General features: G+C 60.0%; 20 protein-coding genes, 1 tRNA gene and 1 pseudogene. 4 read left to right on the forward strand and 18 right to left on the reverse strand.

Annotation, left to right across the window (positions count from 1 at the left end; all coding sequences use genetic code 11):
* The 15 genes from Q0O19_RS06735 to Q0O19_RS06805 all read right to left on the reverse strand — a co-directional run.
* Nucleotides 1-894, reverse strand: an 894-nt coding sequence (locus tag Q0O19_RS06735; protein WP_295521218.1) for an NADH-quinone oxidoreductase subunit H, incomplete at its 3' end; no start/stop codon positions are given.
* Nucleotides 891-2,999 carry an NADH-quinone oxidoreductase subunit NuoG gene (gene nuoG / locus Q0O19_RS06740; RefSeq protein ID WP_295521220.1) on the reverse strand — a complete coding sequence of 703 codons (2,109 nt, stop codon included), beginning with the start codon at nt 2,997-2,999 and terminating at the stop codon, nt 891-893. The genes nuoG and Q0O19_RS06735, both read right to left, overlap by 4 nt.
* A complete protein-coding gene (gene nuoF / locus Q0O19_RS06745) occupies nt 2,992-4,392 on the reverse strand; it encodes an NADH-quinone oxidoreductase subunit NuoF (protein WP_295521222.1) in 1,401 nt (466 codons plus the stop codon). Before nuoF ends, nuoG begins: the two co-directional genes overlap by 8 nt.
* Nucleotides 4,392-4,880 (reverse strand): NADH-quinone oxidoreductase subunit NuoE, encoded by a 489-nt coding sequence (gene nuoE / locus Q0O19_RS06750; protein WP_295521224.1) that lies wholly within the window; start codon nt 4,878-4,880, stop codon nt 4,392-4,394. The genes nuoF and nuoE overlap by 1 nt, the downstream gene beginning before the upstream one ends.
* Nucleotides 4,877-6,130 (reverse strand): NADH-quinone oxidoreductase subunit D, encoded by a 1,254-nt coding sequence (locus Q0O19_RS06755; RefSeq protein ID WP_295521226.1) that lies wholly within the window; start codon nt 6,128-6,130, stop codon nt 4,877-4,879. The genes nuoE and Q0O19_RS06755 overlap by 4 nt, the downstream gene beginning before the upstream one ends.
* 1 nt (nt 6,131) lies before the next feature.
* Nucleotides 6,132-6,740: an NADH-quinone oxidoreductase subunit C gene (locus Q0O19_RS06760; protein ID WP_295521227.1), complete on the reverse strand. Its 609-nt coding sequence runs from the start codon at nt 6,738-6,740 to the stop codon at nt 6,132-6,134.
* Nucleotides 6,741-6,750: 10 nt separating this feature from the next.
* Nucleotides 6,751-7,230: an NADH-quinone oxidoreductase subunit B family protein gene (locus Q0O19_RS06765; protein ID WP_295521228.1), complete on the reverse strand. Its 480-nt coding sequence runs from the start codon at nt 7,228-7,230 to the stop codon at nt 6,751-6,753.
* 44 nt (nt 7,231-7,274) lie between these two features.
* A complete protein-coding gene (locus tag Q0O19_RS06770; RefSeq protein WP_295521229.1) occupies nt 7,275-7,634 on the reverse strand; it encodes an NADH-quinone oxidoreductase subunit A in 360 nt (119 codons plus the stop codon).
* Between the two features lie 60 nt (nt 7,635-7,694).
* Nucleotides 7,695-7,779 (reverse strand) — tRNA-Leu (locus Q0O19_RS06775).
* 142 nt (nt 7,780-7,921) lie between these two features.
* Nucleotides 7,922-8,317: a preprotein translocase subunit SecG gene (gene secG / locus Q0O19_RS06780; RefSeq protein WP_295521231.1), complete on the reverse strand. Its 396-nt coding sequence runs from the start codon at nt 8,315-8,317 to the stop codon at nt 7,922-7,924.
* Nucleotides 8,318-8,356: 39 nt separating this feature from the next.
* Complete coding sequence (gene tpiA / locus Q0O19_RS06785) at nt 8,357-9,109, reverse strand: triose-phosphate isomerase (protein ID WP_295521232.1); 753 nt, start codon at nt 9,107-9,109, stop codon at nt 8,357-8,359.
* A complete protein-coding gene (locus Q0O19_RS06790) occupies nt 9,109-10,119 on the reverse strand; it encodes an NAD(P)H-quinone oxidoreductase (RefSeq protein WP_295521233.1) in 1,011 nt (336 codons plus the stop codon). The genes tpiA and Q0O19_RS06790 overlap by 1 nt, the downstream gene beginning before the upstream one ends.
* A gap of 63 nt (nt 10,120-10,182) precedes the next feature.
* Entirely contained in the window at nt 10,183-12,294 is a 2,112-nt protein-coding gene (gene pnp, locus Q0O19_RS06795; protein WP_295521234.1) for a polyribonucleotide nucleotidyltransferase, read from the reverse strand.
* A 210-nt stretch (nt 12,295-12,504) separates the two neighbouring features.
* Complete coding sequence (gene rpsO, locus Q0O19_RS06800; protein WP_019428565.1) at nt 12,505-12,771, reverse strand: 30S ribosomal protein S15; 267 nt, start codon at nt 12,769-12,771, stop codon at nt 12,505-12,507.
* Nucleotides 12,772-12,985: 214 nt separating this feature from the next.
* On the reverse strand, nt 12,986-14,176 hold the full coding sequence (locus Q0O19_RS06805; protein WP_295521245.1) for a pyridoxal phosphate-dependent aminotransferase: 1,191 nt from the start codon (nt 14,174-14,176) through the stop codon (nt 12,986-12,988).
* A 147-nt stretch (nt 14,177-14,323) separates the two neighbouring features.
* On the opposite strand from Q0O19_RS06805, the gene Q0O19_RS06810 reads away from it, so the two are divergent.
* Nucleotides 14,324-14,596, forward strand: a complete 273-nt coding sequence (locus Q0O19_RS06810) for a hypothetical protein (RefSeq protein WP_295521235.1) — start codon at nt 14,324-14,326, stop codon at nt 14,594-14,596.
* 61 nt (nt 14,597-14,657) lie between these two features.
* Here the strand turns inward: Q0O19_RS06810 and recD are convergent, their stop codons facing one another.
* The 3 genes from recD to recC are packed head-to-tail and all read right to left on the reverse strand — an operon-like array spanning nt 14,658 to nt 23,949.
* Nucleotides 14,658-16,742: an exodeoxyribonuclease V subunit alpha gene (gene recD, locus Q0O19_RS06815; RefSeq protein ID WP_295521237.1), complete on the reverse strand. Its 2,085-nt coding sequence runs from the start codon at nt 16,740-16,742 to the stop codon at nt 14,658-14,660.
* The gene (gene recB, locus Q0O19_RS06820; RefSeq protein WP_295521239.1) at nt 16,739-20,422 is read right to left on the reverse strand and encodes an exodeoxyribonuclease V subunit beta; all 3,684 of its coding nucleotides are present in this window, start codon (nt 20,420-20,422) and stop codon (nt 16,739-16,741) included. The genes recD and recB overlap by 4 nt, the downstream gene beginning before the upstream one ends.
* Entirely contained in the window at nt 20,419-23,949 is a 3,531-nt protein-coding gene (recC, locus tag Q0O19_RS06825; RefSeq protein ID WP_295521241.1) for an exodeoxyribonuclease V subunit gamma, read from the reverse strand. Before recC ends, recB begins: the two co-directional genes overlap by 4 nt.
* Before the next feature lie 234 nt (nt 23,950-24,183).
* On the opposite strand from recC, the gene Q0O19_RS06830 reads away from it, so the two are divergent.
* From Q0O19_RS06830 to Q0O19_RS06840, 3 genes and pseudogenes are all read left to right on the forward strand, one after another.
* Nucleotides 24,184-24,819, forward strand: a complete 636-nt coding sequence (locus Q0O19_RS06830) for a flavin reductase family protein (RefSeq protein WP_295521242.1) — start codon at nt 24,184-24,186, stop codon at nt 24,817-24,819.
* A 41-nt stretch (nt 24,820-24,860) separates the two neighbouring features.
* Nucleotides 24,861-25,628, forward strand: a complete 768-nt coding sequence (locus Q0O19_RS06835) for an SDR family NAD(P)-dependent oxidoreductase (RefSeq protein ID WP_295521244.1) — start codon at nt 24,861-24,863, stop codon at nt 25,626-25,628.
* Nucleotides 25,629-25,798: 170 nt separating this feature from the next.
* A pseudogene (locus tag Q0O19_RS06840) lies at nt 25,799-26,162 on the forward strand (cyclase family protein); the annotation flags it as partial.

Consider the following 26,162-nt stretch of genomic DNA (forward strand, 5'->3'; position numbering starts at 1 on the left):
AGGAATGAAGTTGAACAAAGCACTGTCGATGGGTGACATCCAGCCGCCCAAGAACATGATCACAGCCAAGATGGACACCAACCACATGCTGGCGTATTCGGCCAAGAAGAAGATGGCAAAGCCCATGCCCGAATACTCGACCATGTGACCGGCCACGATTTCGGCTTCGCCCTCCACCACATCAAAGGGGTGACGGTTGGTTTCAGCCACGCCTGAGATCAAATAGACGATGAAGATGGGCAACAGGGGCAGCCAGTTCCAAGAGAATATGCCCAAGCCCATTTGCGCGGCAGTGCCCTTGCCTTGCGCCAACACGATCTCGGTCAGGTTCATGCTGCCGGAGACCATCAAGACGACCAAAAAGCAAAAACCCATAGCGATTTCGTAGCTGACCATTTGTGCTGAGGCGCGCAATGCTCCCAGGAAAGCGTATTTGGAATTGGACGCCCAACCCGCGATGATCACGCCGTAGACCTCGATGGAGGTGATGGCCATCACCAGCATCAAACCGGCGTTGATGTTGGTCAGGGCCACTTCGGGGCCAAAGGGAATGACCACCCAGGCGGCCAGCGCCGGCATGATGGCCATGATGGGGCCCAAGCGGAACAAGCCCAAACTGGCGGCACTGGGGTTAATCAATTCTTTGGTCAACAACTTCAGCGCATCGGCAATCGGCTGCAACAAACCAAAGGGACCCACACGGTTGGGGCCATGGCGCACTTGCATGAAACCCAGCAGCTTGCGCTCCCAAAGTGTCAGGTAAGCCACTGCGCCCATCAGCGGCGCCAAGATGGCAACGATCTTGAGCAAGATCCACAGCACCGGCCAGACCAATGTGGCCCACCAACTGGCGGCCACCAAGTTCAAGCCACCGTTGTACAGAGCGTCAATCATGGGGCCACCTCCTGGCGGGCGTCTGCAGTCAACTGCAGGGACGGCGCACGGCGAACAATGCCATCAAGCTGGTAAATGGATGCCACGACTGGCACAGCCGTTGTGGGCGACAAACTGATTGCGGCGACAGTGGCGTTGGATGCCACGAGCGGTTTGGCCGTGACACGGGCCAACACGTCTTGCGATGTTTCAAAAGACACACCGGGAATGTCGAGCAAATTAGCCAACACGCGCAGCACTTTCCAGGCGGGCCGGGTATCTGCCAAAGGTTTGACCACGGCATGGAAACTTTGCAGCCGACCCTCGGCGTTGACAAAGCTGCCCGATGTTTCTGTAAACGGTGCAATCGGCAGCAACACGTCGCTGAAAGCCAAATTGGCTTTGAAAGGACTGAGCGTGACCACCATCTCGGCCTGGCCCAAAGAATGGGCCGCAGCCGAACCGGCTGCGCTGTCGAACTCGGGTTCGGTGTTCAGCAACAAGGCGGCTTTCAAACCACCGGCCAACATGTGTCCAGCATTTTTGCCGCCCGTTTGAGGCAGCGCACCCACCCACTGCGCACCCACGGTGTTGGCAGATTCGGTCAGGTAACCCACGCTCGCGCCGGTCTGCTCGCCAATCCAGTTGGCCAAGGCCAGCAAGCTGGACGCATTGGCAGCGTGCGCTGCGGCATTGCCCAACAGCACGGCCTTGCGTTCACCACCCAACAAAGATTTGGCGATGGCTTGCGCTTGTGATGTGATCTGCCCCGCGGCGGGAGCAGTAGCGCCCTTTTCTGCGGCGATGGCTGTGGCCACATCGGCCAAGGCTTGCGCCCAACCCGAAGCGTCAGACAGCACAGCCTGCAACACAGGCATGGCCCAAGCGTCGGCGTGGCTCCATGCTGCGGGTGTTGTGATGACGTTCAGCTGAGCGCCATGGCGCACGGCATGGCGCACGCGCAGGGCAAACAAAGGATGGTCTTTGCGCAGATTGGAGCCGATCACCAACACGCGTTGCAAGGTGCTCAGCGATGCAATCGATCTGCCCAAAGTGCGCACGCCTTCAGCAGCGCCAAATTCGGCGTTGCGCAGGCGGTAATCGATGTTGTCGGAACCCAGGCCACGCAACAAAGCGCCTGCCAGGTAAAGCTCTTCGATCGTGCTTTGTGGGCTGACCAAGGCACCGATGCTGCTGGCACCATGGTCGCGCTGGATGTTGCGCAAGCCATTGGCCACATACTCCAAAGCGGTCTGCCAATCGACTTCTTTCCACTCGCCACCTTGCTTGAGCATGGGTTGGGTCAGGCGATCGCTGCCGTTCAAGGCTTCATAAGAGAAACGGTCCCGGTCGGCAATCCAGCACTCATTGACGTCTTCGTTTTCCAACGGGACGACGCGCATGACCTGGTTGTTCTTAACCTGCACGATCAGGTTGGCACCCGAGGAGTCGTGTGCCGCGACCGATTTGCGGCGCGACATTTCCCAGGTACGAGCCTGGTAACGAAATGGCTTGCTGGTCAAAGCGCCAACGGGGCAGATGTCGATCATGTTGCCCGACAACTCGGAATCGATCGTCTGGCCCAAAAAGGTTTCGATCTCGGCGTGCTCGCCACGGTGTGACATGCCCAATTCCATGGCGCCGGCCACTTCTTGACCAAAACGCACGCAACGGGTGCAGTGGATGCAGCGGCTCATTTCCTCCATGGAAATCAGCGGACCGACCTCCTTGTGAAAGACGACACGTTTTTCTTCTTCGTAGCGCGAGCTGCTGCCACCATAGCCCACAGCCAAGTCTTGTAACTGGCACTCACCGCCCTGGTCGCAAATCGGGCAATCGAGCGGGTGGTTGATCAGCAAAAACTCCATGACCGACTTCTGCGCCGCAATGGCCTTGTCGCTCTTGGTGCGAACGATCATGCCTTGTGTCACGGGCGTCGCGCATGCAGGCATGGGCTTGGGGGCTTTTTCAACCTCCACCAGGCACATGCGGCAGTTGGCCGCAATCGAGAGTTTCTTGTGGTAGCAGAAGTGCGGGATGTAAGTGCCGGCTTTTTCAGCCGCATGCATCACCATGCTGCCTTCGGCAACTTCCACTTTCTGACCGTCGAGTTCTATTTCAACCATGGGTCTTCACCGTTGTTGCATCGGCAGCGACCATGGAGGTCTTGTGCTCGATGAGGTGTACAAATTCGTGACGGAAATGCTTGAGCATGCCGCGCACAGGCATGGCCGCAGCATCGCCCAGAGCGCAAATCGTGCGGCCCATGATGTTGCCGGCTACGCTGTCGAGCATGTCGATGTCGCTGGCACGGCCTTGCCCGTTTTCAATGCGGTCCACCATGCGCCACAACCATCCCGTGCCTTCGCGGCATGGGGTGCATTGGCCACAAGACTCGTGGGAGTAAAAGTAAGACAGCCTTGCCAAGGCCTTGACCATGCAACGCGTCTCGTCCATGACGATGACGGCGCCTGATCCCAACATCGACCCCCCCTCTTTGGCGATGCTGTCGTAGTCCATCGTGAGCTTCATCATCAAGTCGGCAGGAACGACCGGCGACGACGATCCGCCAGGGATCACCGCCTTGAGTTGGCGACCACCGCGCATCCCACCGGCGAGTTCGAGCAACTTGGCAAACGGCGTGCCCATGGGCACTTCATAGTTGCCGGGACGCTCCACATCACCACTGACCGAGAAAATTTTGGTGCCACCGTTGTTGGGCTTGCCGCACTCTAGGTAAGCCTGACCACCGTTGCGGATGATCCAGGGCACCGCCGCGAAAGTTTCGGTGTTGTTGATGGTGGTCGGCTTGCCATACAAGCCAAAGCTGGCCGGGAACGGTGGCTTGAAGCGCGGCTGGCCTTTTTTGCCTTCGAGCGATTCCAGCAAGGCCGTTTCTTCACCGCAGATGTAGGCGCCAAAACCATGCGAAGCGTGCAACTGGAAGCTGAAGGTGCTGCCCAGGATGTTGTTGCCCAAATAACCGGCTGCACGGGCTTCTTCCAAGGCGGCTTCAAAACGCTCGTAGGTGTGGAAGATTTCGCCGTGGATGTAGTTGTAACCCACGCTGATCCCCATGGCGTAAGCGGCGATGATCATGCCTTCGATCACGGTGTGGGGGTTGTACTCCATGATGTCACGGTCTTTGCAAGTCCCGGGCTCACCTTCGTCCGAATTGCACACCAGGTACTTCTGGCCGGGGAACTGTCGGGGCATGAAGCTCCACTTGAGGCCCGTAGGAAAACCAGCACCGCCGCGGCCGCGCAAACCCGACTCTTTGACGGTGGCAATCACCTGGTCTTGGGTCATGCCTGCAACGCCGGTTTCGGCATGGGGTTCAGCACCGTCTTTGCCCAAAATTTTGCGCAATGCCGCGTAGCCGCCACGCGCTTCGTAGTCTTGGATGCCCCAGTTTTGGCCGTTCAAACCGGCATAGATTTGCGGGTTGATGTGGCGGTCATGGAAGCAGCTTTCCACGCCCGTGGCTTGGAATTGGCTCAGAATTTGTTCGACTTTCATCAGGCGGCCTCGGCTTTCTTCAAGCTGTCGACCAACTGATCGAGCTTTTCGTGGCTCATGAAACTGCACATGTGGCGGTCATTGACCAACAACACAGGGGCATCTGCGCAAGCACCTTGGCACTCGCTGGGTTGAAGGGTGAAAAGGCCATCGGCTGTGGTTTCACCGGAGTGCACCCCCAACTTGTGTTCCAGATGGGCCAGGGCCTGGGCACCACCACGCAGCTGGCAAGGCAGGTTGGTGCACACGTTCAGCTTGAACTTGCCCACCGGCTTTTGGTTGTACATGTTGTAGAACGTCGTGACTTCGTGCACGGCCATCACGGGCATGCCCAACACCTCTGCCACGACTTGCTCACTATCGGGGCTGACCCAGCCGAGTTCTTGCTGCACGATCGACAAGCAGGCCATGACGGCCGACTGCTTTTGATCCGCAGGGAATTTGGCCACTTCACGCGCAAAGCGTGCTTTGGTTGACTCAGAGATCATCGGTCAATCTCTCCAAAAACAATGTCCATGGTCCCGATGATCGCGACCGCATCGGCCAGCATGTGGCCACGGGCCATTTCATCGAGAGTGGCCAAATGGGCAAAGCCCGGGGCACGAATTTTCAGGCGATAGGGCTTGTTGGCACCGTCGCTGACCATGTAGATGCCGAATTCACCCTTGGGGTGCTCGACGGCCGCGTAGGCCTCGCCTTCGGGAACGCGGAAACCTTCTGTGAACAGCTTGAAGTGGTGGATCAAGTCTTCCATGTTGGACTTCATGCCTTCGCGCGAGGGCGGCGCCACTTTGTGGTTATCGGTGATCACAGGGCCAGGGTTGGCGCGCAACCACTTGACGCACTGCTGGATGATGCGGTTCGATTCCCGCATCTCGGCCATGCGAACCAAATAGCGGTCGTAGCTGTCACCGGTTTTGCCCACGGGCACATCGAATTCGACTTGGTTGTAAGCGTCGTAAGGCTGCTTTTTGCGCAGATCCCAAGCAATGCCCGAGCCGCGCAGCATGGGACCGGTCATGCCCAAATTGAGTGCCCGCTCGGGGCGCACTACACCCACACCCACCGTGCGCTGTTTCCAAATGCGGTTGTCGGTGAGCAAGGTTTCGTACTCATCTATGCACTTGGGGAAACGTTGTGTGAAATCGTCAATGAAATCCAACAAGGAGCCGTGGCGGTTGCTGTTGAGCTGAGCGATGGCCTTGGCATTTTTGACCTTGCTGACCTTGTACTGCGGCATGCTGTCGGGCAGGTCGCGGTAAACGCCGCCCGGACGGAAATAGGCCGCATGCATGCGCGCGCCGGACACAGCCTCGTACATGTCAAACAGGTCTTCACGCTCGCGGAAGGTGTAGATCAAAATGGTGGAACTGCCGCAATCGTTGCCGTGTGAGCCGAGCCACATGAGATGGTTCAAAACGCGGGTGATTTCGGAGAACATCACGCGGATGAACTGCGCACGCATGGGCACCTCAAGACCCAGCATCTTCTCGATGGCCAAGCAGTACGCGTGCTCGTTGCACATCATCGACACGTAATCGAGTCGGTCCATGTAAGGCAGCGACTGGATGTAGGTTTTGCTCTCCGCCAGCTTTTCCGTGGCACGGTGCAACAAACCAATGTGCGGGTCAGCGCGTTGCACCACCTCGCCGTCCAACTCCAGAACCAAACGGAGCACACCGTGCGCGGCCGGGTGTTGGGGACCGAAATTCAGCGTGTAATTCTTGATTTCGGCCATGTCAGTTCAGGCCTCCATAGTTGTCTTCGCGGATGATGCGCGGCGTGATTTCGCGTGGCTCAATGCTGACGGGCTCATAGATCACGCGCTTACGCTCCGCGTCGTAACGCATTTCGACATGGCCCGACAAAGGAAAGTCCTTGCGGAAGGGGTGACCAATGAAGCCGTAATCCGTGAGAATGCGGCGCAAGTCGTTGTGGCCTTCAAACACGATGCCGTACAAGTCAAAGGCTTCCCGCTCGTACCAGTTGGCCGAGTTCCACAGCGCATTGACCGACGCCACCATAGGCAGGTCATCGTCGGGGCAAAGCACTTTCACCCGAACGCGCTGGTTCAAGCTCACCGACAACAAATGCACCGTGACACCAAAACGGGGGCCATCGGTGCCTACTTCACGGTAAGCCGAGTAATCCAGGCCTGCCAGGTCTACAAGCTGCTCAAATTGGCAGCCCGGCGCATCCCTCAGGGTTTGCATCACATCCAGGTAATGGGCTGCACTGACATGAACAGTCAACTCGCCCAAGGCGAGTGTTATTTTCTGCACCCGATCACCCAAAACCTCAGACAAGGTGTTTTGCAGGTCTTCGGGACGAATAGCGAAATCGGTCATCGTCGTCCCTTTAAACTCGCGCGATGGTGTTCGTGCGACGGATCTTTTGCTGCAGTTGGATGATGCCGTAGATCAACGCTTCTGCCGTTGGTGGGCAGCCTGGCACGTACACATCCACCGGCACAATGCGGTCGCAACCGCGCACCACCGAATAGCTGTAGTGGTAGTAACCACCGCCATTGGCGCAAGACCCCATGGATATCACCCATCGAGGTTCGGACATTTGGTCATAGACCTTGCGCAAAGCAGGCGCCATCTTGTTGCACAAGGTGCCGGCCACAATCATCAAATCAGCCTGACGGGGACTGGCACGGAACACTTCGGCGCCAAAGCGACCCAAGTCATAACGGGCAGCTGCCGAATGCATCATCTCGACCGCGCAGCAAGCCAGACCGAATGTCATGGGCCAGAGCGAACCGGTTTTAGCCCAATTCACCACCGAGTCGTAACTCGTGGTGATAAAGCCCTCTTTCATCACGCCTTCAATCATTTTTAGTCCTCAAGCAGGCTGAATGCTGTCATTAATGCGAACCATCATTCCCAGTCCAGGGCGCCTTTTTTCCACTCGTAGACAAAGCCCACAACCAAAATGGCCAAAAAAATGACCACGGCCACAAAGCCCGCCATACCCACCTCTTTGAGCGCCACAGCCCAAGGAAAAAGAAAGGCGATTTCCAAGTCGAACAAAATAAACAAAATGGCCACCAAGTAGTAGCGCACATCGAACTTCATGCGAGCGTCTTCAAACGCCTCGAAGCCACATTCGTAAGGGGAGTTTTTTTCCGCATCGGGTTTGTTGGGGCCAAGGACATAGCCCAAAACTTGGGGAATGATGCCGACAGCGATGCCGACCAAAATGAACAAAAGAATCGGAAGGTATTGCTCGAGGTTCATTTGGTAACCGTATCACCGAAAAATGACCCAAGCATTACAGCTTGAGCCATTGCGTTTATCTGGTGCCGTCGGCGAGACTCGAACTCGCACAGCTTTCGCCACTACCCCCTCAAGATAGCGTGTCTACCAATTTCACCACGACGGCTGGATACTTATGACCAGTTTGCATGAGGTGCGCCAAGCGGCGCATTTTGCTCTCCGGACAATCTGAAATTTTACTCTGAAAACCCGCCTTTTCCTTTCAAAAAACGGGAAATTTGCTCAGATCAACAAAGCTGAATGACGGCTTACTTGGAGGGTGCCGGTGGCACACTGTTGTCAGGCTTGACGGCAGGGGCATTGCCCGGAATTTGAGCGGCCGTACTGCTGTCCACAGGCCCCGATGGCGCGGCAGGTGCTGTGACGGCAACACCCTCTAAAACGCTGCCCGTCGAGGCCGCTGGACGGACATTGCTGAAATAGGCCAGCAGCAAGGTACAGACAAAAAAGACCGCGGCCAAAACGGCCGTGGTGCGCGACAGAAAGTTGGCCCCCCCTGTGGCCCCAAACAGGCTGCCAGAACCACCACTGCCAAAGGCCGCACCCATGTCGGCACCTTTGCCGTGCTGGATCAAGATCAAACCAATCATGGCCAATGCCGACAGCATCTGAACCACCAAAATCAAAGTCAACACCATGCTCATTTCGATACTCCGATAAAACCAATTGCAAACATTGAAAGCTCAGCGCGAAGCTGCTTTCAACATGGATAAAAATTCATGCGCATTGAGCGCTGCACCACCCACCAGGCCGCCATCCACATCGGGTTGGGCCAACAGTTGAGCAGCGTTGTCAGCATTCATGCTGCCACCGTACAAAATGGACACACGCTCCGCCTGCGCTGTGGCGGCTTGCAATTGCGCGCGCAAAACCGCATGCACCTGCTGCGCCTGCTCAGGGGTGGCCGTCAAACCGGTACCAATGGCCCAAACCGGCTCATAGGCCACCACGATTTCGCTGATGCAATGACCGTTGGCGTGAATCACCGCAGCCATCTGGCGCCTGACCACCGCTTCGGTTAGCCCCGCTTGACGCTCAGCCAAGGTTTCGCCCACACACACAATGGGGGTGATGCCTGCGGCCAGTGCGCGTTGTACTTTGATTGCCACCACCCCATCGGATTCCGCATGGAACTGCCGACGCTCCGAGTGACCCACCACGCAATAACGCACCGAGAAATCACGCAACATGTCGGCAGACACCTCGCCGGTGTAAGCACCTGACTCATGGGCAGAAACATCTTGAGCACCCAGCTCGATGGCTGTGCCGGCCAACAAGGTTTGCAGTTGCGACAAATAAACCGAAGGCACGCACAAAGCAGTGCGGCAATGGACCTGCGCTAGGCCCGCCAAGATGTCTGCCAGCAAAGAGGCATTGGCAGCCAGGCTGCCATTCATCTTCCAGTTGCCGACCATCAAATTGCGGGGGTTGTTCATCACCAGATCACCACCAGTTTGCCCACATGTTGGTTCGTTTCCATCAAGGCATGTGCTTGTGCTGGACCCGAGGGCAAATCGCCGTTGGCATCCATCGCGCCAAAAACGCTGTGAATGACCGGCTTGATGCGACCTGACTCGAGCCAGGGCCAAACCGTTTGGTGCAAAGATTGGGCAATCGCAGCCTTGAAGGCCACCGGTCGTGGCCTCAGGGTAGAGCCCGTGATGGTCAATCGGCGGCGCAATACCAGCCCGGCATTGAAACCACTTTGAATGCCGCCTTGCACGGCGATGATGACCAAACGGCCATCTTCGGCCAAGGCCTCGATTTCACGCGCCACATAGTCGCCCGCCACCATGTCCAAGATGACATTCACGCCCACGCCACCCGTGATGCGCTTGGCCTCGGCGACGAAATCTGTGGTTTTGTAGTTGATGGCGTGGTCCGCCCCCAATGCCAAGCATGCTTGGCATTTTTCATCGGAACCCGCAGTGGCGATCACGGTCGCGCCCGCAGCTTTGGCCATCTGAATGGCCGTGACACCAATGCCGCTGGTGCCACCTTGAATCAACAAAGTCTCACCGGCTTGCAAACGGCCACGGTCGAACACATTGCTCCACACGGTGAAAAAGGTCTCTGGCAATGAAGCCGCTTCGGTGTCGGTCAAGCCTTTGGGCACAGGCAAACACTGGGCCACAGGGGCCACGCACAGCTGAGCATAACCACCACCAGCCACTAAAGCGCAGACACGGTCACCGACCGCCAATCCGGCTTGGGCCATGGCACCCGCATCACCAGACACCACCTCACCAGCCACCTCCAAGCCTGGAATATCGGAAGCACCCGGTGGAACGGGGTAATGCCCCATGCGTTGAAGCACATCGGGACGGTTGATGCCACTGGCCGACACGCGGATCAGCAACTCACCTGCCCCAGCCACAGGGTCGGGGCGGGTTGAAGGCACCAGCACCGCTGGCGCGCCGAAACTTTGGATTTCAATGACGTTCATGGTGCAAGACGGTTGGCATCTCGGGCTCAAGGAGTCATCGACCTCTCGAGGTTCCCATGACGCTTATTGAGGACCCTGAGCGGGACGATCGAGCAATGCCTTCATCGACAACTTGATGCGGCCCTTTTCGTCGGTTTCCATGACCTTGACTTTGACAATCTGGCCTTCGCTCAGGTAGTCGGTCACTTTTTCCACACGCTCATGCGCGATCTGGCTGATGTGCAGCAGGCCGTCTTTGCCAGGCAGCAAGTTGATGAGGGCGCCAAAGTCCAAAATCTTGGTCACAGGGCCTTCGTAGACCTTGCCGATTTCGACTTCGGCCGTGATTTGCTCAATGCGTTTCTTGGCGATTTCAGCCTTATCGCCATCGGTGGCAGCGATGGTGATCGTGCCGTCTTCCGAGATGTTGATCTGGCAACCGGTTTCTTCGGTCAGGGCGCGGATGGTCGCGCCACCTTTGCCGATCACGTCACGGATCTTCTCGGGGTTGATCTTCATGGTGAAGAGCTTGGGTGCGAAATCTGACACCTCGGTATTGGCTTCGCTCATCGCTTCTTGCATCTTGCCCAGAATGTGCATGCGCGCTTCTTTGGCTTGGGCCAAAGCGACTTGCATGATTTCCTTGGTGATGCCCTGGATCTTGATGTCCATCTGCAAAGCGGTGATGCCGTTGGTGGTACCGGCCACTTTGAAGTCCATGTCACCCAGGTGGTCTTCGTCGCCCAGGATGTCGGTCAATACCGCGAAGCGGTTGTCTTCCTTAATAAGGCCCATGGCAATACCGGCCACATGGGCTTTCATCGGCACACCAGCGTCCATCATCGACAGGCAGCCGCCGCAGACCGAAGCCATGGACGATGAACCGTTCGACTCGGTGATCTCGGACACCACACGCACGGTGTAGGGGAACTCTTCTTTGGTCGGCAGCACAGCGGCCAAAGCACGCTTGGCCAAACGGCCGTGGCCGATTTCGCGGCGCTTGGTTGAACCCATGCGACCCACTTCGCCCGTGGCAAAGGGAGGCATGTTGTAGTGGAACATGAAACGGTCTTCGAACTCGCCAGCCAAAGCATCGATGCGTTGTGCATCACGCTCAGTGCCCAAAGTGGTGATCACCATGGCTTGGGTTTCGCCACGCGTGAACAAGGCGGAGCCGTGGGTACGGGGCAGCACGCTGTTGCGAATCTCGATGGGTCGCACAGTGCGTGTGTCGCGGCCGTCGATGCGGGGCTCACCGGCCAAAATCTGACTGCGCACGATGCGTGCTTCGATTTCGAACATCAACCCGTCGAGCTTGACGCTGTCAAACGCCACACCCTCTTCGGCCAAAGCCAATTTGACAAAAGCGTAGGCTTCGCGGCAAGCGTGCGTTCGGGCTTGTTTGTTGCGCAGCTGGTAAGCCGTGCGCAATTTTTCTTCGGCCAAGGAGGCCAGCTTGGCTTCGAAAGCCAAATCGCGGGCAGGCGCTTGCCAATCCCAAACGGGCTTACCGGCTTCGCGCACCAGTTCGTGGATGGCGTTGATGGCGATGGCCGATTGCTCGTGGCCGTAGACAACGCCACCCAACATGATCTCTTCTGACAATTGCAGGGCTTCGGATTCGACCATCAGCACAGCGGCTTCGGTACCTGCCACAACCAAGTCCATCACGCTGTCTTTGCGCTGGGTCTGGCCAGGGTTCAAGACATATTCGCCGTTGATGTAACCCACACGGGCCGCGCCGATGGGGCCGTTGAACGGGATGCCCGAGATGGACAAGGCAGCAGACACAGCGATCATCGCAGCGATGTCGGCATCAACTTCAGGGTTCAGCGACACAGTGTGGATGACCACGTGCACGTCGTTGTAGAAACCTTCGGGGAACAGAGGGCGGATCGGGCGGTCGATCAGGCGGCTCGTCAGGGTTTCGTGCTCGCTGGGCTTGGCTTCACGCTTGAAGAAGCTGCCAGGGATCTTGCCTGCGGCGTAAGTCTTCTCGATGTAATCGACCGTCAGCGGGAAAAAGTCTTGCCCGGCTTTGGCGATCTTGGAACCCACGACGGTGGCCAGCACCACAGTGCCCTCCATGTCGAGCAGCACGGCGCCGCCAGCTTGGCGGGCAACTTCGCCGGTTTCCATCTTGACCGTGTGCTGGCCCCACTGGAATGTTTTGCTAACTTTATTGAAAATGGACATGTTCAGAACTCCTGAAAACAAATGCACATGAGGCTGCGCAGTGGGCCCGGAAATTGACGCTCTGAACTCGATGCCATTCCACAAAACCTTGGGGTGAAAGCCTTGTGGAATGACACAGCGCGAGATCGCCCTGACAAATTCCGACTGAAATAAAGAATAAAGCGCCTGAGCTAGTGAACTAACTCAGGCGCTTTTCATCTGGAGAGACGATTACTTACGCAGGCCAAGCTTGGCGATCAGCGCAACGTAACGGTCAGCATCACGGGACTTGAGGTAGTCCAGCAGTTTGCGGCGACGGCTCACCATGCGCAGCAAACCGCGGCGACCGTGATGGTCTTTAGCGTGTGTTTTGAAGTGAGGTGTCAGCTCGTTGATACGGGCTGTCAGCAAAGCCACTTGGACTTCTGGGGACCCAGTGTCGTTGGCGGCACGTGCGTTGGCCTTGACGACCTCTGCCTTGATTGAAGATGCAATCATGGTTTTTTCCTTGTTGTTTCGCCTGCGTTCAAGGGTGAATTTGGCGGGTTTATGACTTGCGCCAAGGGCCGGAAGAGCCTCTAGCGTGCGCTTTGCAAATCGCAAAACAGATCAATTATAGCCCGAAACAGCGCTTATTGACCTTGAATGATGAAAGCAACACACCCTTCATCTGCTGCGCCGGCCCCAAAATCGGGATCTGACCCCAATTAAATCAATGGGGGTCAGCTCCCGATTCATTCTTGGCCAGCCAGCTTTTGAGCCGTTCGACGCCTTCAGTCAACCGCGACACATCTTTGGAAGCGAAGCACCAGCGCAGCCAACCCGCAGCTTCGAGGGCAAAGGCCTCGCCCGGGGCCAGGCCCAAACCGGCTTCGGCCACCAAGCGCTTGGCGGTGACCACCGAATCGGGATGCCCCTCGAGTTTGAAAAACGCGTACATGCCGCCCTTGGCAGGCGCCACCTGCACGCCGGGCACCGCTTGCAACAAAGGCAAGAGCGTGTCGCGGCACGTTTTGAGGTGCGCCACCACACGTGGCGTGATATCGGCGGTGTTTTGCAAAGCGATCAAGCCGGCCCTTTGTGTGAACACCGAAGCGCACGACGTGTTGAACTCGATCAATTTCCCCATGTGGGGAGTCATGGCTGCGGGCATGACCAACCAGCCCAAACGCCAGCCGGTCATCAAAAAACTCTTGGAAAAACTGTGCACCACCACCAAGCGGTCATCGGGCTGCGCCACATCCAAAAAAGAGGGCGCGCAGCCGTTGGCCGTGTCGGTTTCGTAATAGAGGCGCTCGTACACCTCGTCGGCCAGCACCCAGGTGCCTGTGCTGCGGCAATGCGCCAGGATTTCCGCTTGCTCGGCGCGGCTCAAGGTCCAGCCCGTGGGGTTGTTGGGCGAGTTGACGATCAGCATGCGCGTGGCCGAGGTGATGGCTGACTTGAGGGCGGCCATGTCCAGCTGCCACTGGCCGCTCACTGGGCGTAGCGGCACACATTTCAATTGCGCACCCATCACCAAAGCCTGTGCGGTGAGGTTGGGCCACACGGGGGTGACGGCGACCACTTCGTCACCGGCATCGATCAAAGCTTGCGCGGCCAGCATCAGCGCATTGACACCGCCAGAGGTGATGGCCAGCCGGTCCACGCCAATCACTTTCGTTTGGCCATGCAAGGCCGACATGTAATCCGACACCGCCTGACGCAGCTCAGGCAGGCCCAGGTTGTGGGAATAAAAAGTCTCCCCCTCTTGCATGGAATCGATTGCCGCTTGACGCACGATGTCGGGCGTGACCTCGTCAGACTCGCCAAACCAGAATGCCAGCACATCGGGCCGGCCCATTCCGGCATTGGCAACTTCGCGGATGCGGGACTCTTCGAGGTCCATGACGGCCTGGCGCATGAAAGGAGCGGTGTTCTTGATCATGCCAGCATCGTAATGGCTGTCGCACCACGAACAAGTCGCTGGTTGCACAGTTCTGGCAAAAATGCTTGCAGTTGTGCCAGGCTTGCCTATCATAAGGAGCACAAAAATAGTCAGGGAGACGCCATGAACACAGGGCATTTATCGTCGATGTTGGCCAGCTTCGGTTTGGGACTTGGCATGTTGCTGGCGGCGCCCGCCAGTTGGTCGGCAGACAACTTCACCGCAGTCACCGCTGCCGAGACAGCGACCAAGGCCAAAAAACCGAAACAAGCCAAAGCCCCCAAGCCACCCGCGAGCCCCGTCAACGGTGAAAGCAAGGTCGAACGCGACAAACGCCTTTTGCGGGAATGCAAAGGCAAGCCAAATGCGGGGGCTTGTGAGGGGTACGGCAGCTGAGCCTCATCGCGCTGGACTCGCGCCATTGTGGGCATCCCCCGCTCGAATGGGTTGAAGGTGCTCAGCGCCACCAGTGGGCCAAGCCGCTGGCCCGCAAGCTGGGGCGGTCGATGGCCGCTTCGAGCAACCCCGCCTCGGCCTCGATCAGGGTGAATTGCTCTCGGGCCCGGGTGATGCCCGTGTACACCAGTTCACGGCTCAGAACCTCTGCCCCACCAGGCGGCAGCACCAACACGGTGTGCTCGAACTCCGAGCCCTGACTTTTGTGCACCGTCATCACAAACGCGGTCTCGGTCTGCGCAAGTCGCATCACGCTGACCGAACGCAGCGCCTCGCCGTCGAGAAACCAGGCCTTGAGCTTGTTCTCCAGATTGGGCAACACCACGCCCACATCACCATTGAACACCCCCAGCTGCGCGTCGTTGCGCGTGACCATGACGGGCCGCCCGGCAAACCATTCGCCTGTAACTTTGAGCAAGCCTTGATCAACCAGCGCCTTTTGCACGGCAGCGTTAAGCCCCTGCGTACCCCAGTCGCCTTGGTGTACCGCGCACAGGATGCGAAAACGTTCGTAGGTCTTGAGCACACCGCTGACCCAGTTGGCGTGCGCTTGTACGCCCTGCCCCGCAGGGCCATTGTGCAGTTGGCGCAAGTAGTCGGCATAGGAAGGTTTTCCGGATGTGCCGAGCGCCAGTGCACAGACGTCCTGTGGCCTGGACGGTTGGAGAGCGAGCAAGGCAGGCGAATCCTCACCGGATCGCGACAGGGGCTCAGCGCCTACAAAATCCCCAGACAACACGGCTCGGGCAGCAGCGGCGTCGCCCCGGTTGACGGCCAGCGCCAATTGGCCAATGGCAGCTTTGAAGCGGCGACTTTGGCGCAGCATGACGGTTTGCTGGGCCAGCACGGGGGCTGGATCGGGCACCACAAGCTCGGCGGCCAGCGTTTGTCCGGTCACGGCCTGAACAAACTGTGCGGTGCTTGCGCTGTAGCGGCCAGCGATGGCATGGCGGCACAGATCACCCATCACCGCACCCGCTTCGACCGAGGCGAGCTGGTCTTTGTCCCCCAGCAGCACCAGCCGCGCCGTGGGGGGCAAGGCTTGCAGCAACGCGTCCATCATTTCGAGGTGCACCATCGAGGCTTCATCCACGATCAACACATCCACATCCAGCGGGTTGGACGCGTGGTGGCGAAACTGGCGTGTATCGGGCCGCGCCCCCAAAAGCGCGTGCAGCGTGCGCGCCGGCCCCATTCGGGCGATCAGTGCGCTCAGGTCCAGATCGGCGGGCACGGGCAAGCGGGTCAGAGCGTCGTCGATCGACTGCTTGAGGCGCGCCGCCGCCTTGCCGGTGGGCGCAGCCAGTGACACGCGCAGGGGGCTGCTGCCCTTGTGCAGCGCCAGCAACAGCGCCAACAAACGGGCAGCGGTGTAGGTCTTGCCTGTGCCGGGACCGCCCGTGATGATCGCCAGGCGCGCCCGCAGAGCCACGGCGCAGGCCACCTTTTGCCATTCGGTGGTGGGTTCTTCGGGCTTGGGCGCAAAGAAGCGGTCCAGCCATTCGCGTGCGGCGACCTCAGGCACGGCCAAGGGCTCGCCCGCACGCTGCAGCAAGCTCTGGCCCACGCGCTGCTCATAGCTTGCATAACGTCGCAGGTACAAAAGCGGGGCATCGGCCGGACCGCCCAGCACCAGCGGCTGACCTTGATCGGAGGCGTCGGCTTCACGCAGACAAACACCAGGCGATGTGCCATGCAAAGCACTTTGCCAATCGGTCAACGTGGCAGGCAGCTGCGCCCACAAAGCCTTGAGCCCCTGAGCACCTTCAACCGCCGCCGCAGGCCATCCCAGCAAGGCCACGGGTGGCTGGCACAGATCGGCCAAAGGCAGACAGGTGTGACCACGTCCTTCCATCTGCGCGAGTACCGCTGCGGCCACCAGCAGCGCTGGGCTGGCTGAGGCATCAAGCCGCAGCAACTGAGCTGCCAGTGCGCTGTCGATGTGGCGCAGCAGGCCCTGCCCGGTCCAACCATTGAGCCACTGCAGGGTTTGCACGGCGTTCAGGCCTAGGGTGGGCAAGTCCTTGAGCCAGTCGATTTGCACGGCGGGCACAGCCCTTGTTCGTGAGCTTGACTTCAAATTCATGATGTCACCTCCGCTTTCAGCATGGCGTCCAAGCCATCCAGCAATGCCCGTGGCGCTGGCAAGGTGCAGCAGCCGCCAGCGGGTCCGTCGATGCCACGCAAAAACAGGTAAACCGCGCCCCCAAACTGCTGCGCCGGGTTGTAGGCACTTCCTAAGCGGGCGCGCAGCAGACGGTGCAGCGCGAGCATGTAAAGCGCAGCTTGCACCTCGTAGCGGTGGTGTGCCATGGCGGCATCGATCGCTTGTGCAGTGTAGGCCGCGTCATCAGCGCCCAAGTGGTTAGATTTGTAGTCAAGCACCCAATAGCGCCCCTCGTGCTCGAACACCAAGTCGGCAAAACCCATCAGCATGCCGTGCAGTTGTGCGTCGGGCAGCTGCGGACGGCTCAAGCCGGGCAAGAGGTGTTGCCGGCACAAGGCATCGACATCGCGTGCGTGCAGCCGCCCAGCGGGCAACCAGAATTCCATCTCGGGCAGCAGGGCACCCAAGGCGTTCAGCGGTGCGTTGGGTCCGCGCAATGGCTGGGCCACCACGCGGTTGAGCCACTGCACCAGGTCTTCGGCCTGGGCCTTGTAGCCTGAGTTTTCACAGCGCTTTTTGAGGCGTTCAGCCTTTTGCACATCCAGGGCAAAGCCGTCGGTGGCCAGCCATTCCAGCTGGTCGTGCAAAAAGTTGCCTGCCGTTGGGCCTTTGGCAAAACCATGCCATGGCGCCGGAGCACCTGTTGTGGCGCTAGACGCAGGCAGCTCAGGCGAGTCCTCGGGTGGCTCGTCGTCAGCCGGGCGCGGCGTAGACATGTGCAAACTCATCTGCGCCAGAGCTTGTGAAGACAGGTCTCGCGTCAAACGCGAAAAACTCGCGATCGTCCACGACTTGTCGATGCGGGCGGTGCAGTTCAGGGCCTCGAGCAGTTTGGTGGTCTGTGCGGGCTTTGGCCAAAGTGTCAGCGGCACAGTCTCAGGGGCCAGTGCCAACATCACAGACAAGGGCTTGCCTGCGTCATTCGCTTTTAGCTGTTGCAGCTTTTCCAGCCAGACTGCAGCTTCCAGTTCGTTTTCACCGCCGAGCAAATGGCCCGCCGCGCTGTGGTGGTTCACGCAGGCCTTGCCATTGCCACGCTTGACCGCGCTCCAACCCAACCAAAGCGCATGGCGCGCACGCGTGAGCGCGACGTACCACAGGCGCAGGTCTTCACGAAGGCGGTCACGGTCAGCGGCAAGGGTGTCGTCTGGGTCAAAGTCCAGCGTCCAGTGGCGTTCGCCCTCACTGTCCTCCAACTGCAGGACGGGCGTTTTGTGCGCTTCCATCACACGGTGGCTGTGCGCAAAGGGCAGACACACCACCGGGTACTCCAAGCCCTTGCTGGCGTGGATGGTGATGACCTTGACCAGGTCCTCATCGCTTTCAAGACGTACGGTTTGCTCATCGCTGCCCGAGCCACTGGCACCGGCGTTCGCAGACTGCGCTTCGTCGATCTGCTGGGTCAGCCAGCGGATCAGGGCCTGCTGACCATCAAGCTGGCTGCTGGCCGCTTGCAGCAGCTCGGCCAGGTGAAGCACATTGGTCAAACGCCGTTCGCCATCCAGTTGGCCACGCCAACGTCCAGCCAGCTGCAGCACATGCAGCGACTGGCGCAACATGGCCAGCACGCCCTGGCTTTGCCAGGTCAGGTGCAACTCGCGCATTTGCTCGGCGCGGGTGTCCAGCAATTCGTCCTGGGTGGCCAGGTCGTACAGCTCGGGGAGCGACAAACCCACCGTGCGCGTGCCCAAAGCAGCGCGCACGCGTCGCATGTCTTGTGGCTCAGCCACGCCGCGCATCCACAGGACCAAGTCTTGCGCTTCGGCGCTGGCAAATACCGAGTCGCGGTCTGACAGGTATACCGAGGCCACGCCGCGCACACGCAACGCGTCGCGCACGGCGGCAGCCTCTTTGCCCGTGCGCACCAGCACGGCGATGTCTTGGGGTTTGAGGGCCGTGTCACCTTTGGCGCTATCGACAAAACGTGCATGCGGGTCACTGATCCAGGCCACGATCTGCTCGGCGCAAAGCGCAGACAGATGCGTCTGCGCGTCGCTTTGGCTGCGCAGGGTCGCGTCGTGCACCACGGTCATGGCTTTGACATCGCCCGAACTCGTGCTGAAGACTTCACTGCGCCCCTTCGCGTCCACGGATTGGAAAGGCAGCGGGTCTTCAGCGCCTTGGCGGTAGCCGAAAGCGTCTTCAGACATCTCAAACCAGCGGTTGACCACATCGACCACGGCCTGGGTGGACCGAAAATTGGTGCCCAGCATGTGGTGGCGACCGGCAGTGGCGCGGCGCACGTCCAGGTAACTGTGAATGTCTGCCCCCCGAAAGCCATAGATCGATTGCTTGGGGTCGCCGATCAACAGAAGCGCGATATCTGTCCGGTTGTCCGCCATACGGTAAATACGGTCAAAGATGCGCGATTGCAGCGGGGAGGTGTCCTGGAACTCGTCGATCATCGCCACAGGAAACTGCTGGCGCAAGCGCTGCGCCAGTCGTTCGCCCGAATCGGGGTCGGCCAGCGCCACATCGAGGCGCTGCAACATGTCGGAAAAACCAAACAAACCACTGCGCCGCTTGAGTTCGGCCATGCGCTGCATCACATGCGTGCGGGCGTGCAGACGGGCGGCCTGAGCCGGGATGGGCAAGGCCCCCAGTTCTTCCAACAGTTGGGCATACGCCTGGCTTTCGGGAGGAAAATCCACCAGATCACGGTCATTGCGGCACGCCAAAAGACCTTCGGGCGTGAAACGGTTCCACCCTTTGCCCATCGTGTCCTTCAGTGCCTTGAAATCGTCTTTGGATTCAATCCAGGTCTTGAACGATTCGAGCCATTTCCGGGAACGCCCCAGCTGCAGCATCGTGCCGTTCCAGCCATGGTTCTGCCCGGCGAGTTGCGCCTCGATCCAGCCCAACAAATTGTCGGCTTTTGCAACCCACCCCTGCTTGAGTGCTGCCAGCTTGGTTTCGCGTTCGACCAGCGCCGCACCAAACACCTGAACCAGCGTGCCGGGGGCTGGTTCGTCCAAGGCCACCGCCATCAGGGCGCGCATGTCCTTGTCGAGCGCAGACACATCGCGCCAGACGCGCTGCACCTGCGCCACCAGGTCTGTGGCCATGGGGTAGAGCTGTTGACGCCAGTAATCCTGCACGGCTTCGAGTCGCAGCGCAGCTTCATCGCCCACCAGGTTTTCTTCAAACAAGTTACCGCTGTCAAAGGCGTGTTCACGCAGCATGCGCTGGCACCAAGCATCAATCGTGTAAACCGCCGCGTCGTCCATGGCCTGTGCGGCCAAGGCAAGCCGATACGCCGCTTGCTCACGAAGCTCGCCTTCGGGGTATTCACCCTTGAGCTGATTCAGGAAATCATCGTCCGTTGCTGCCATGCCCCGGAACACCTGTGCCGCCTCGGTCAGGCGTGCGCGGATGCGGTCCGACAACTCGCGGGTGGCAGCGCGGGTGAAGGTCATCACCAGCACGTCTTGCGGCAACATGGGGCGCACGGGTGCGTTGCCATCGCTGCCGTGGCCCAGCACCAAACGCACATAGAGCGCGGCAATCGTCCAGGTCTTTCCCGTGCCAGCGCTCGCCTCGATCAGGTGGCTGCCGTGCAAAGGGAAGGTGCGCGCGCTGAGAGAGTGGGTGGTGCTCATGCCTGTTCCCCATTTGCGTCAATGCTGTCCTCTTCGGGCGCATCGGGCAGAGGCTCAATGCCCAGCTGCTCGGCCCAGGCTTTCAAAGGCGCATAGACCGTTTGGGCCAGACGCTCGAACCCTTGCGTGGCCAGCAAATCCTCTACCGTGGGGTAGGTGCGGGCCAGCGCCGGGTCTTTGCCCTTCTCGGCGCTTTTGAATTCGCTGCCTTCGTATGCATCGGCCAGCGCATGGATGTTGCCCTTGTCTTTGAGCCACAACAAGGCCACACCGGGCGGCAGTGGCAAAGGCCAGCGCATGCCTTCCGTCCAGGTGGCCAGCAGTTCAGCCATTTGGGCACGCGCCGCTTCAGGCGGCTGCTGGGGCACACGCAGCACTGCGTTGCGCCCCACCACTACGCATCGGAATGGCTGATCCATGGCGGCAGCGGCAAGCGACATCAGCCAGATGTCGATCAATTTTTCGGGGTAGGCCACCGGTTTTTTGTTTTTGAAGTTGACCAGATCGTTGGCGCGCAAGTGCAAGGACATCTGCCCCCCCTCGCCCGTCAACACATCGCCCAGCGTGTCGCGCAAGGCGACCTCTGCATGCGGCACGTCGACCAGCACGCGTTCAGCGGTATGGGGGTAAGCCTCGCACTCGCGCAGCGCCGCGCCCAGCATGGCGAGCAGACGGGCATTGAGTTTTTGCGCTTCGAGCGTGCCCACACCTGCCAGTGGCAAAGCCCCGGCCAGGCGCAGGCGCTGCACCACCTGCTGCACATGCGCGGGCAGTGTGTCGGTATTCAGTTCGGTGGGCGCATGCTGCAGTTCGTGGTCGAGCAGTTGGTACAAATCCAGCCCGCCCAAACCAAAGAGTTCCTCGTCGCGCAGATCGCTGCGTTCGTCGTCCAGATGCACCTGCAGACGTTCGCGGAAAAACGCACCCACAGGTTGACGCAGAAAGCGCGCCAATTGCAACAAGGTGATGACGGGCACGCCTTGAGCGACTTCCAGCGGTGGCAACAAGGCAAAAGATCTGGGCAAGGGCGCCGATCCCACCCAATCTCCTGTCGAAGCCGCGTCCTTGCCGAGATGGCTGTTGTGCGCGGCGCGCCACTCTTTGGCATAGGTGTGCAAGCCACTGCCTTCTTCAAAGTAAGCGCGGCTGAAGGGTTGCAGTGGGTGCTGCGTGGTCAGGCCTTTGGCGGTGTCCTTGCCCCACAACAGGTCGATCTCGTCGCGCAGCTGTGAAACAAGCACCGAGGGCGGTTGCTCGCTGTTGTCACGCACGCTGCGGCCACTCCAGCTGACATACAGCACCTGCCGCGCCGACAGCAAGGCTTCGAGCATGAGCTGGCGATCGTCGTCACGGCGCGAGCGGTCACCGGGGCGGTTCATGCCGGGCAGGCCCATCAGGTCAAAATCTGCACGCGGGCTGCGGCGCGGGTAGTCTCCGTCGTTCATACCCAGCAAGCACACCGCCTGAAAGGGGATCGCCCGCATCGGCATGAGTGTGCAAAACGTCACGCCCCCGGCACGAAAGCGTTGCTCAAGACGGGGCGTTTTGAGCGCTTCGAGCCAGGCCGATCGGGCCACGGCCAGCGGAACGGCGTCTGTAAAACCGGCTTCGCCACAGGCACGCACCCAGTCGGTCAGCGCCTGGTCCAAAGCAGACAGCGCGTTGCGGTCGTTGTCATCCCGCGGCTTGAACATTTCAACCAGCAAAGCGCGGCAACGATCGGCCCACAGGGTGGGCGTGGCGCTTTGCGTGCACGTTGTCCACCAGCCGATCAAGGCCTGAAGCAGGTGCGCCAGCGAGCCCGCCAACTCGGCATCGAGACCGCCCACTTCCGGGTAAGGCGACACACCAGAGGCAATGCCCTGGGCCTGCAAAGGGTCGGCTCCGCAGGCGTAACCCATCAACATGCGTTGCACACCAAACAGCGCCGAGTTGTCGTCGCCGCACACGCCCAAGCCCAAGCCAGCACGGTGCTCGGCCGACAGGCCCCAACGGATGCCCGAGCCCGCCATCCAGCGTGTGAGCGTGGGCAGATGTTCGTCTTTGAGGCCAAAGCGGGCGGCAAGCGCGGGCACTTCCAGCAGCGCCACCAGTTCGCTCATCCGGGTGCGCTGCTGGGGCAGGGCCAGCAGCCATTCGACCGCGTGGATCAACGCACTTGTGGCCTGTGCGCCCAGGTCGGCAATGTCATACGGGATGAAGCGCGCATCGCTGCGCTTGTATTGGCCGAACACGGCGCGGATCGCTGGGGCCATGACCTCGATGTCGGGCACCATGACCACCACATCGCGCGGCGACAGAGACCGATCGTCCGGCGGCGTGTGGAACCACTGCAGCAGCTGGTCGTGCAGCACCTCAAGTTCGCGCACAGGGCTGTGGGCCACGGTGAATGTGACCGAGGCGTCGCCTTGGCGCAAAGGCAAGGCTGGGGTGCCACCGCTGGACGGCTCCAGGTCACGGATGCGCCGCTGGAGCTGTGCCAGCAAGCGTGTGCCATCTTCGCCAGGCACATCGTCAAAAAAATCCAAGCGGGGCCACTGCGTGACTTGCTGGGCCGCCTGGAGGTCGTCAAAGGCGTCGAGCTGGCGGATGAAATCGCGCCCCTGGCGCCCCCAGGCGGCGAGCAGCGTGGGCGCATGCAAGTGCATTTGTGCCTGCGGCAGACCCGCCAAGGCCTCGCCCCGGTAGGCGTGGCGGCGGCGTTCAGCCTGCAGCCATTCGCGCCCATCGATGATGTCCCCCCAGTGGTATTGGCAAGGGTTGGGCACGGCCAGCATCACCTGGCTGTGTGCGGCCAGCGCCGCCAACATCTCCAGCAGTTGTCCGGGCATGTGGCTCATGCCAAACACCGAGACGCGCCGCGCCACGGGGCTTGCCAAGGGCTGGCCCGACTGCAGGTGCGCCAGCGCCCGCGCATGCAGCGCCGGGCGGGTGGCCTGGCGCTGGGGTTCATCCAGTGTGGCGAGAACGCGACGCCAGAGTTCGGCCTGCCACAGCTGGTCTTTGGCCAGCTCATCTTGCCCAGAAACTTGCCGCAGCACGTTGCGACCGGCGGCCCAGTCATGCAGCCAGTCGGGGCGGTAGATTTGGTACTGGTCAAACAAATCTGCCAGGCGGTTGGCCAGTTGCAGCAGACGGTCGGGCTCGTCGCCTCTCAAGAAGCCGGCCACAGGACCAAACACCGGGTCTTGGAGGCACGTCGGCAGCAAAGTCATCAAGCGCCAGGTCATGGGCAGTTTGTCCAGCGGCGAATCGGACGGCACATGGGCAGCGCCCAACACTTGCCGGTAGGTGCGCCACAAAAAACGCGAGGGCAGCTCCACCCCTGTGGCTGCACACACGCCGCCCTGACGGGCGAGCTCGATCTTGATCCACTCCGCCATGCCGTTGCTTTGCACCAGCACCACTTCATTCTCGAGCGGGTGCAGCGGATGCGCACGCAACCAGCCCGTGAGGGCATCTGCCAGCACCTCAGAGCGGTGACTGTGCAAAGCGATGAAGCCGGGCGTGATGATGGAAGCAGGCATACAGGGTTTGGGCAGCAGATGAAGACAAAGCAACAAGAATAGCCGCAATATGCCCGATGCCAGGCTCAAGCCAAGCGCCTCTTACTGCCTGTTTTTTAAGCACCCTTGACCCATCCAGCAAAAACGGGCCTTGGCGCAGTTGTTCATGGACTTGTCCACAGCTTTGGTCACCGTCTTTGGGGACAGTCCCCGTTGGGATAGGCAGGGTTTTCAATGGCTTATAAAGTGTCTCCTATGATGCACTTTTACGAACCCCACCTCGGCCACGGCCTCAAACACGACCCGTTCAACTCGATCGTAGGCCCCCGCCCGATTGGCTGGGTGTCCAGCCGCAGCGCAGACGGCGTGTTGAATCTGGCACCTTACAGTTTTTTCAACGCCTTCAACTATGTGCCGCCTCTGGTCGGGTTTTCGAGCATTGGGCGCAAGGATTCGCTCAACAACATTGAGGCCACAGGTGAGTTTGTGTGGAATCTGGTCACGCGCGATCTGGCTGAAGTGATGAACCAAACCTGCGAGGCGGTGCCCCCCGAAGTGGACGAGTTTGCTCTAGCAGGCCTCACCCCCGAACCTTCCCGAATGGTGGCGGTGCCGCGCGTGGCACAAAGCCCGGTGAGTTTTGAGTGCCGCTGCACACAAATCCTGCAAATGGAAAACCTTGAAGGTCAAAAACTCCAGACCTGGATGATTTTTGGCCAAGTGGTGGGGGTGCACATCGACAAACGGCTGGTGCCTGAAGGCATTTACGACACCGCCAACGCCGGCCACATTTTGCGTGGCGGCGGGCCGGCAGATTACTTCAGCATTGGGCCTGAACAGCTGTTCAAGATGTACCGCCCTGAAAGCGGTGCACGCGACTTGCCCAAGTGACTTTTCACGGAAGACCTCCACCACCCTATCAGGACAAACGCATGAACACCACACTCACCGGACAAGTCGCCTGGATCACAGGTGGAGGCAGCGGCATCGGACTGGCCGGCGCGATGGCGCTGGCCAAGGCAGGCGCCCATGTTGTGATATCCGGTCGCAATGCCGCCACCAACGCCAGCGCTTTGTCCACGCTGCAGGCGCTGGGCAGTGCCGAAGCCTTGCTGCTCGACGTGGCCGACAAACACGCCGTGAAGATGGCCGCTCAGCAAATTCTGGAACGGCACGGTCGCATCGATATCTTGGTCACGAGCGCAGGCACCAATGCGACGCAACGCAATTTCGACGTGGTCACGCCCGAGGCCTGGGACGATGTGGTCGCCATCAACTTGTCGGGCCTGTTTTACTGCGTGCTCGCGGTGCTGCCCGTGATGCGCCAGCAGCAAGGCGGCTTGATCATCAACGTGTCGTCATGGGCTGGGCTGTACGCGTCCAAACTCACCGGCCCAGCCTACAACGCCACCAAACGCGCCGTGCTGGCCCTGACCGAGTCCATCAACATGGAAGAATGCACGCACGGCATCCGTGCCACCTCGCTCTTGCCCGGCGAAGTGGCCACCCCCATTCTGGACAAGCGGCCCGTGCCGCCGTCTGCCGAGCAGCGCGAACGGATGGTGCAGGCCGACGATATGGGCCAGGCCATCCTGTTTGTGGCGCAGATGCCCGCCCGCACCTGCATCAACGAATTGGTCATCTCCCCCACCTTCAACCGCTTCTACACCGGCGGTCTCGAGGCACCGGCCAAGGGCTGAACCCGGCAACACTGAAGTCGTGGTTGGTGATGGACGTGAACGGTCAAGCTCTGCAGCGCCCCCTTGACCCAGTTGTTTCTCAGTCAGATCGGTGACACCCAGCCCGCAGACCCGCGCACAAGATACACGGTGTGTGTGTTGCGCTTGGGTTGTCATCACAGGAGTCCTGCATGTCTTCTTCCCCCCGCTGGAAACAACGCCCGCCCGGCTCAAACTGGGGAGACTTTGGCCCCGATGACCAATATGGGCGCATGAACTTGTTGACAGCCGAAAAAGTGCTCCAAGGGATGGCCGAGGTGCGCCAAGGGCAGACCTTCAACCTGAGCCTGCCGCTGGATTTTCCGGGCGGCAATGTGCTCAACCCCAGGCGCCAGCCGCCTGTGCTGCGCCCCACCTTGCGCGGCGATCAACCCAACATGAATTACCAGCTGTGGTGCGACGACCCGGCCTGCACCGATGTGGTGTGCGACGACCTGGTGATCATGCATTTGCAGTACAGCACCCAATGGGACAGCCTGGCGCATGTGGGCTCGA

It is taken from the genome of Limnohabitans sp. Rim8 (assembly GCF_945869175.1).
Classification (GTDB): domain Bacteria; phylum Pseudomonadota; class Gammaproteobacteria; order Burkholderiales; family Burkholderiaceae_C; genus Limnohabitans_A.

Excerpts from the sequence above, each read along its gene's own strand:
- recC (WP_295521241.1), bottom strand. The coding sequence starts at position 23,949 with ATGCCTGCTTCCATCATCACGCCCGGCTTCATCGCTTTGCACAGTCAC.
- recB (WP_295521239.1), bottom strand. The coding sequence starts at position 20,422 with ATGAGCACCACCCACTCTCTCAGCGCGCGCACCTTCCCTTTGCACGGC.
- Q0O19_RS06805 (WP_295521245.1), bottom strand. The coding sequence starts at position 14,176 with ATGCGCCAGGCCGTCATGGACCTCGAAGAGTCCCGCATCCGCGAAGTT.
- Q0O19_RS06790 (WP_295521233.1), bottom strand. The coding sequence starts at position 10,119 with ATGAACGTCATTGAAATCCAAAGTTTCGGCGCGCCAGCGGTGCTGGTG.
- nuoG (WP_295521220.1), bottom strand. The coding sequence starts at position 2,999 with ATGGTTGAAATAGAACTCGACGGTCAGAAAGTGGAAGTTGCCGAAGGC.
- secG (WP_295521231.1), bottom strand. The coding sequence starts at position 8,317 with ATGAGCATGGTGTTGACTTTGATTTTGGTGGTTCAGATGCTGTCGGCA.
- recD (WP_295521237.1), bottom strand. The coding sequence starts at position 16,742 with ATGAATTTGAAGTCAAGCTCACGAACAAGGGCTGTGCCCGCCGTGCAA.
- Q0O19_RS06770 (WP_295521229.1), bottom strand. The coding sequence starts at position 7,634 with ATGAACCTCGAGCAATACCTTCCGATTCTTTTGTTCATTTTGGTCGGC.
- nuoF (WP_295521222.1), bottom strand. The coding sequence starts at position 4,392 with ATGAAAGTCGAACAAATTCTGAGCCAATTCCAAGCCACGGGCGTGGAA.
- pnp (WP_295521234.1), bottom strand. The coding sequence starts at position 12,294 with ATGTCCATTTTCAATAAAGTTAGCAAAACATTCCAGTGGGGCCAGCAC.
- rpsO (WP_019428565.1), bottom strand. The coding sequence starts at position 12,771 with ATGATTGCATCTTCAATCAAGGCAGAGGTCGTCAAGGCCAACGCACGT.
- Q0O19_RS06810 (WP_295521235.1), top strand. The coding sequence starts at position 14,324 with ATGAACACAGGGCATTTATCGTCGATGTTGGCCAGCTTCGGTTTGGGA.
- Q0O19_RS06760 (WP_295521227.1), bottom strand. The coding sequence starts at position 6,740 with ATGACCGATTTCGCTATTCGTCCCGAAGACCTGCAAAACACCTTGTCT.
- tpiA (WP_295521232.1), bottom strand. The coding sequence starts at position 9,109 with ATGAACAACCCCCGCAATTTGATGGTCGGCAACTGGAAGATGAATGGC.
- Q0O19_RS06765 (WP_295521228.1), bottom strand. The coding sequence starts at position 7,230 with ATGATTGAAGGCGTGATGAAAGAGGGCTTTATCACCACGAGTTACGAC.
- Q0O19_RS06835 (WP_295521244.1), top strand. The coding sequence starts at position 24,861 with ATGAACACCACACTCACCGGACAAGTCGCCTGGATCACAGGTGGAGGC.
- nuoE (WP_295521224.1), bottom strand. The coding sequence starts at position 4,880 with ATGATCTCTGAGTCAACCAAAGCACGCTTTGCGCGTGAAGTGGCCAAA.
- Q0O19_RS06830 (WP_295521242.1), top strand. The coding sequence starts at position 24,184 with ATGATGCACTTTTACGAACCCCACCTCGGCCACGGCCTCAAACACGAC.
- Q0O19_RS06755 (WP_295521226.1), bottom strand. The coding sequence starts at position 6,130 with ATGGCCGAAATCAAGAATTACACGCTGAATTTCGGTCCCCAACACCCG.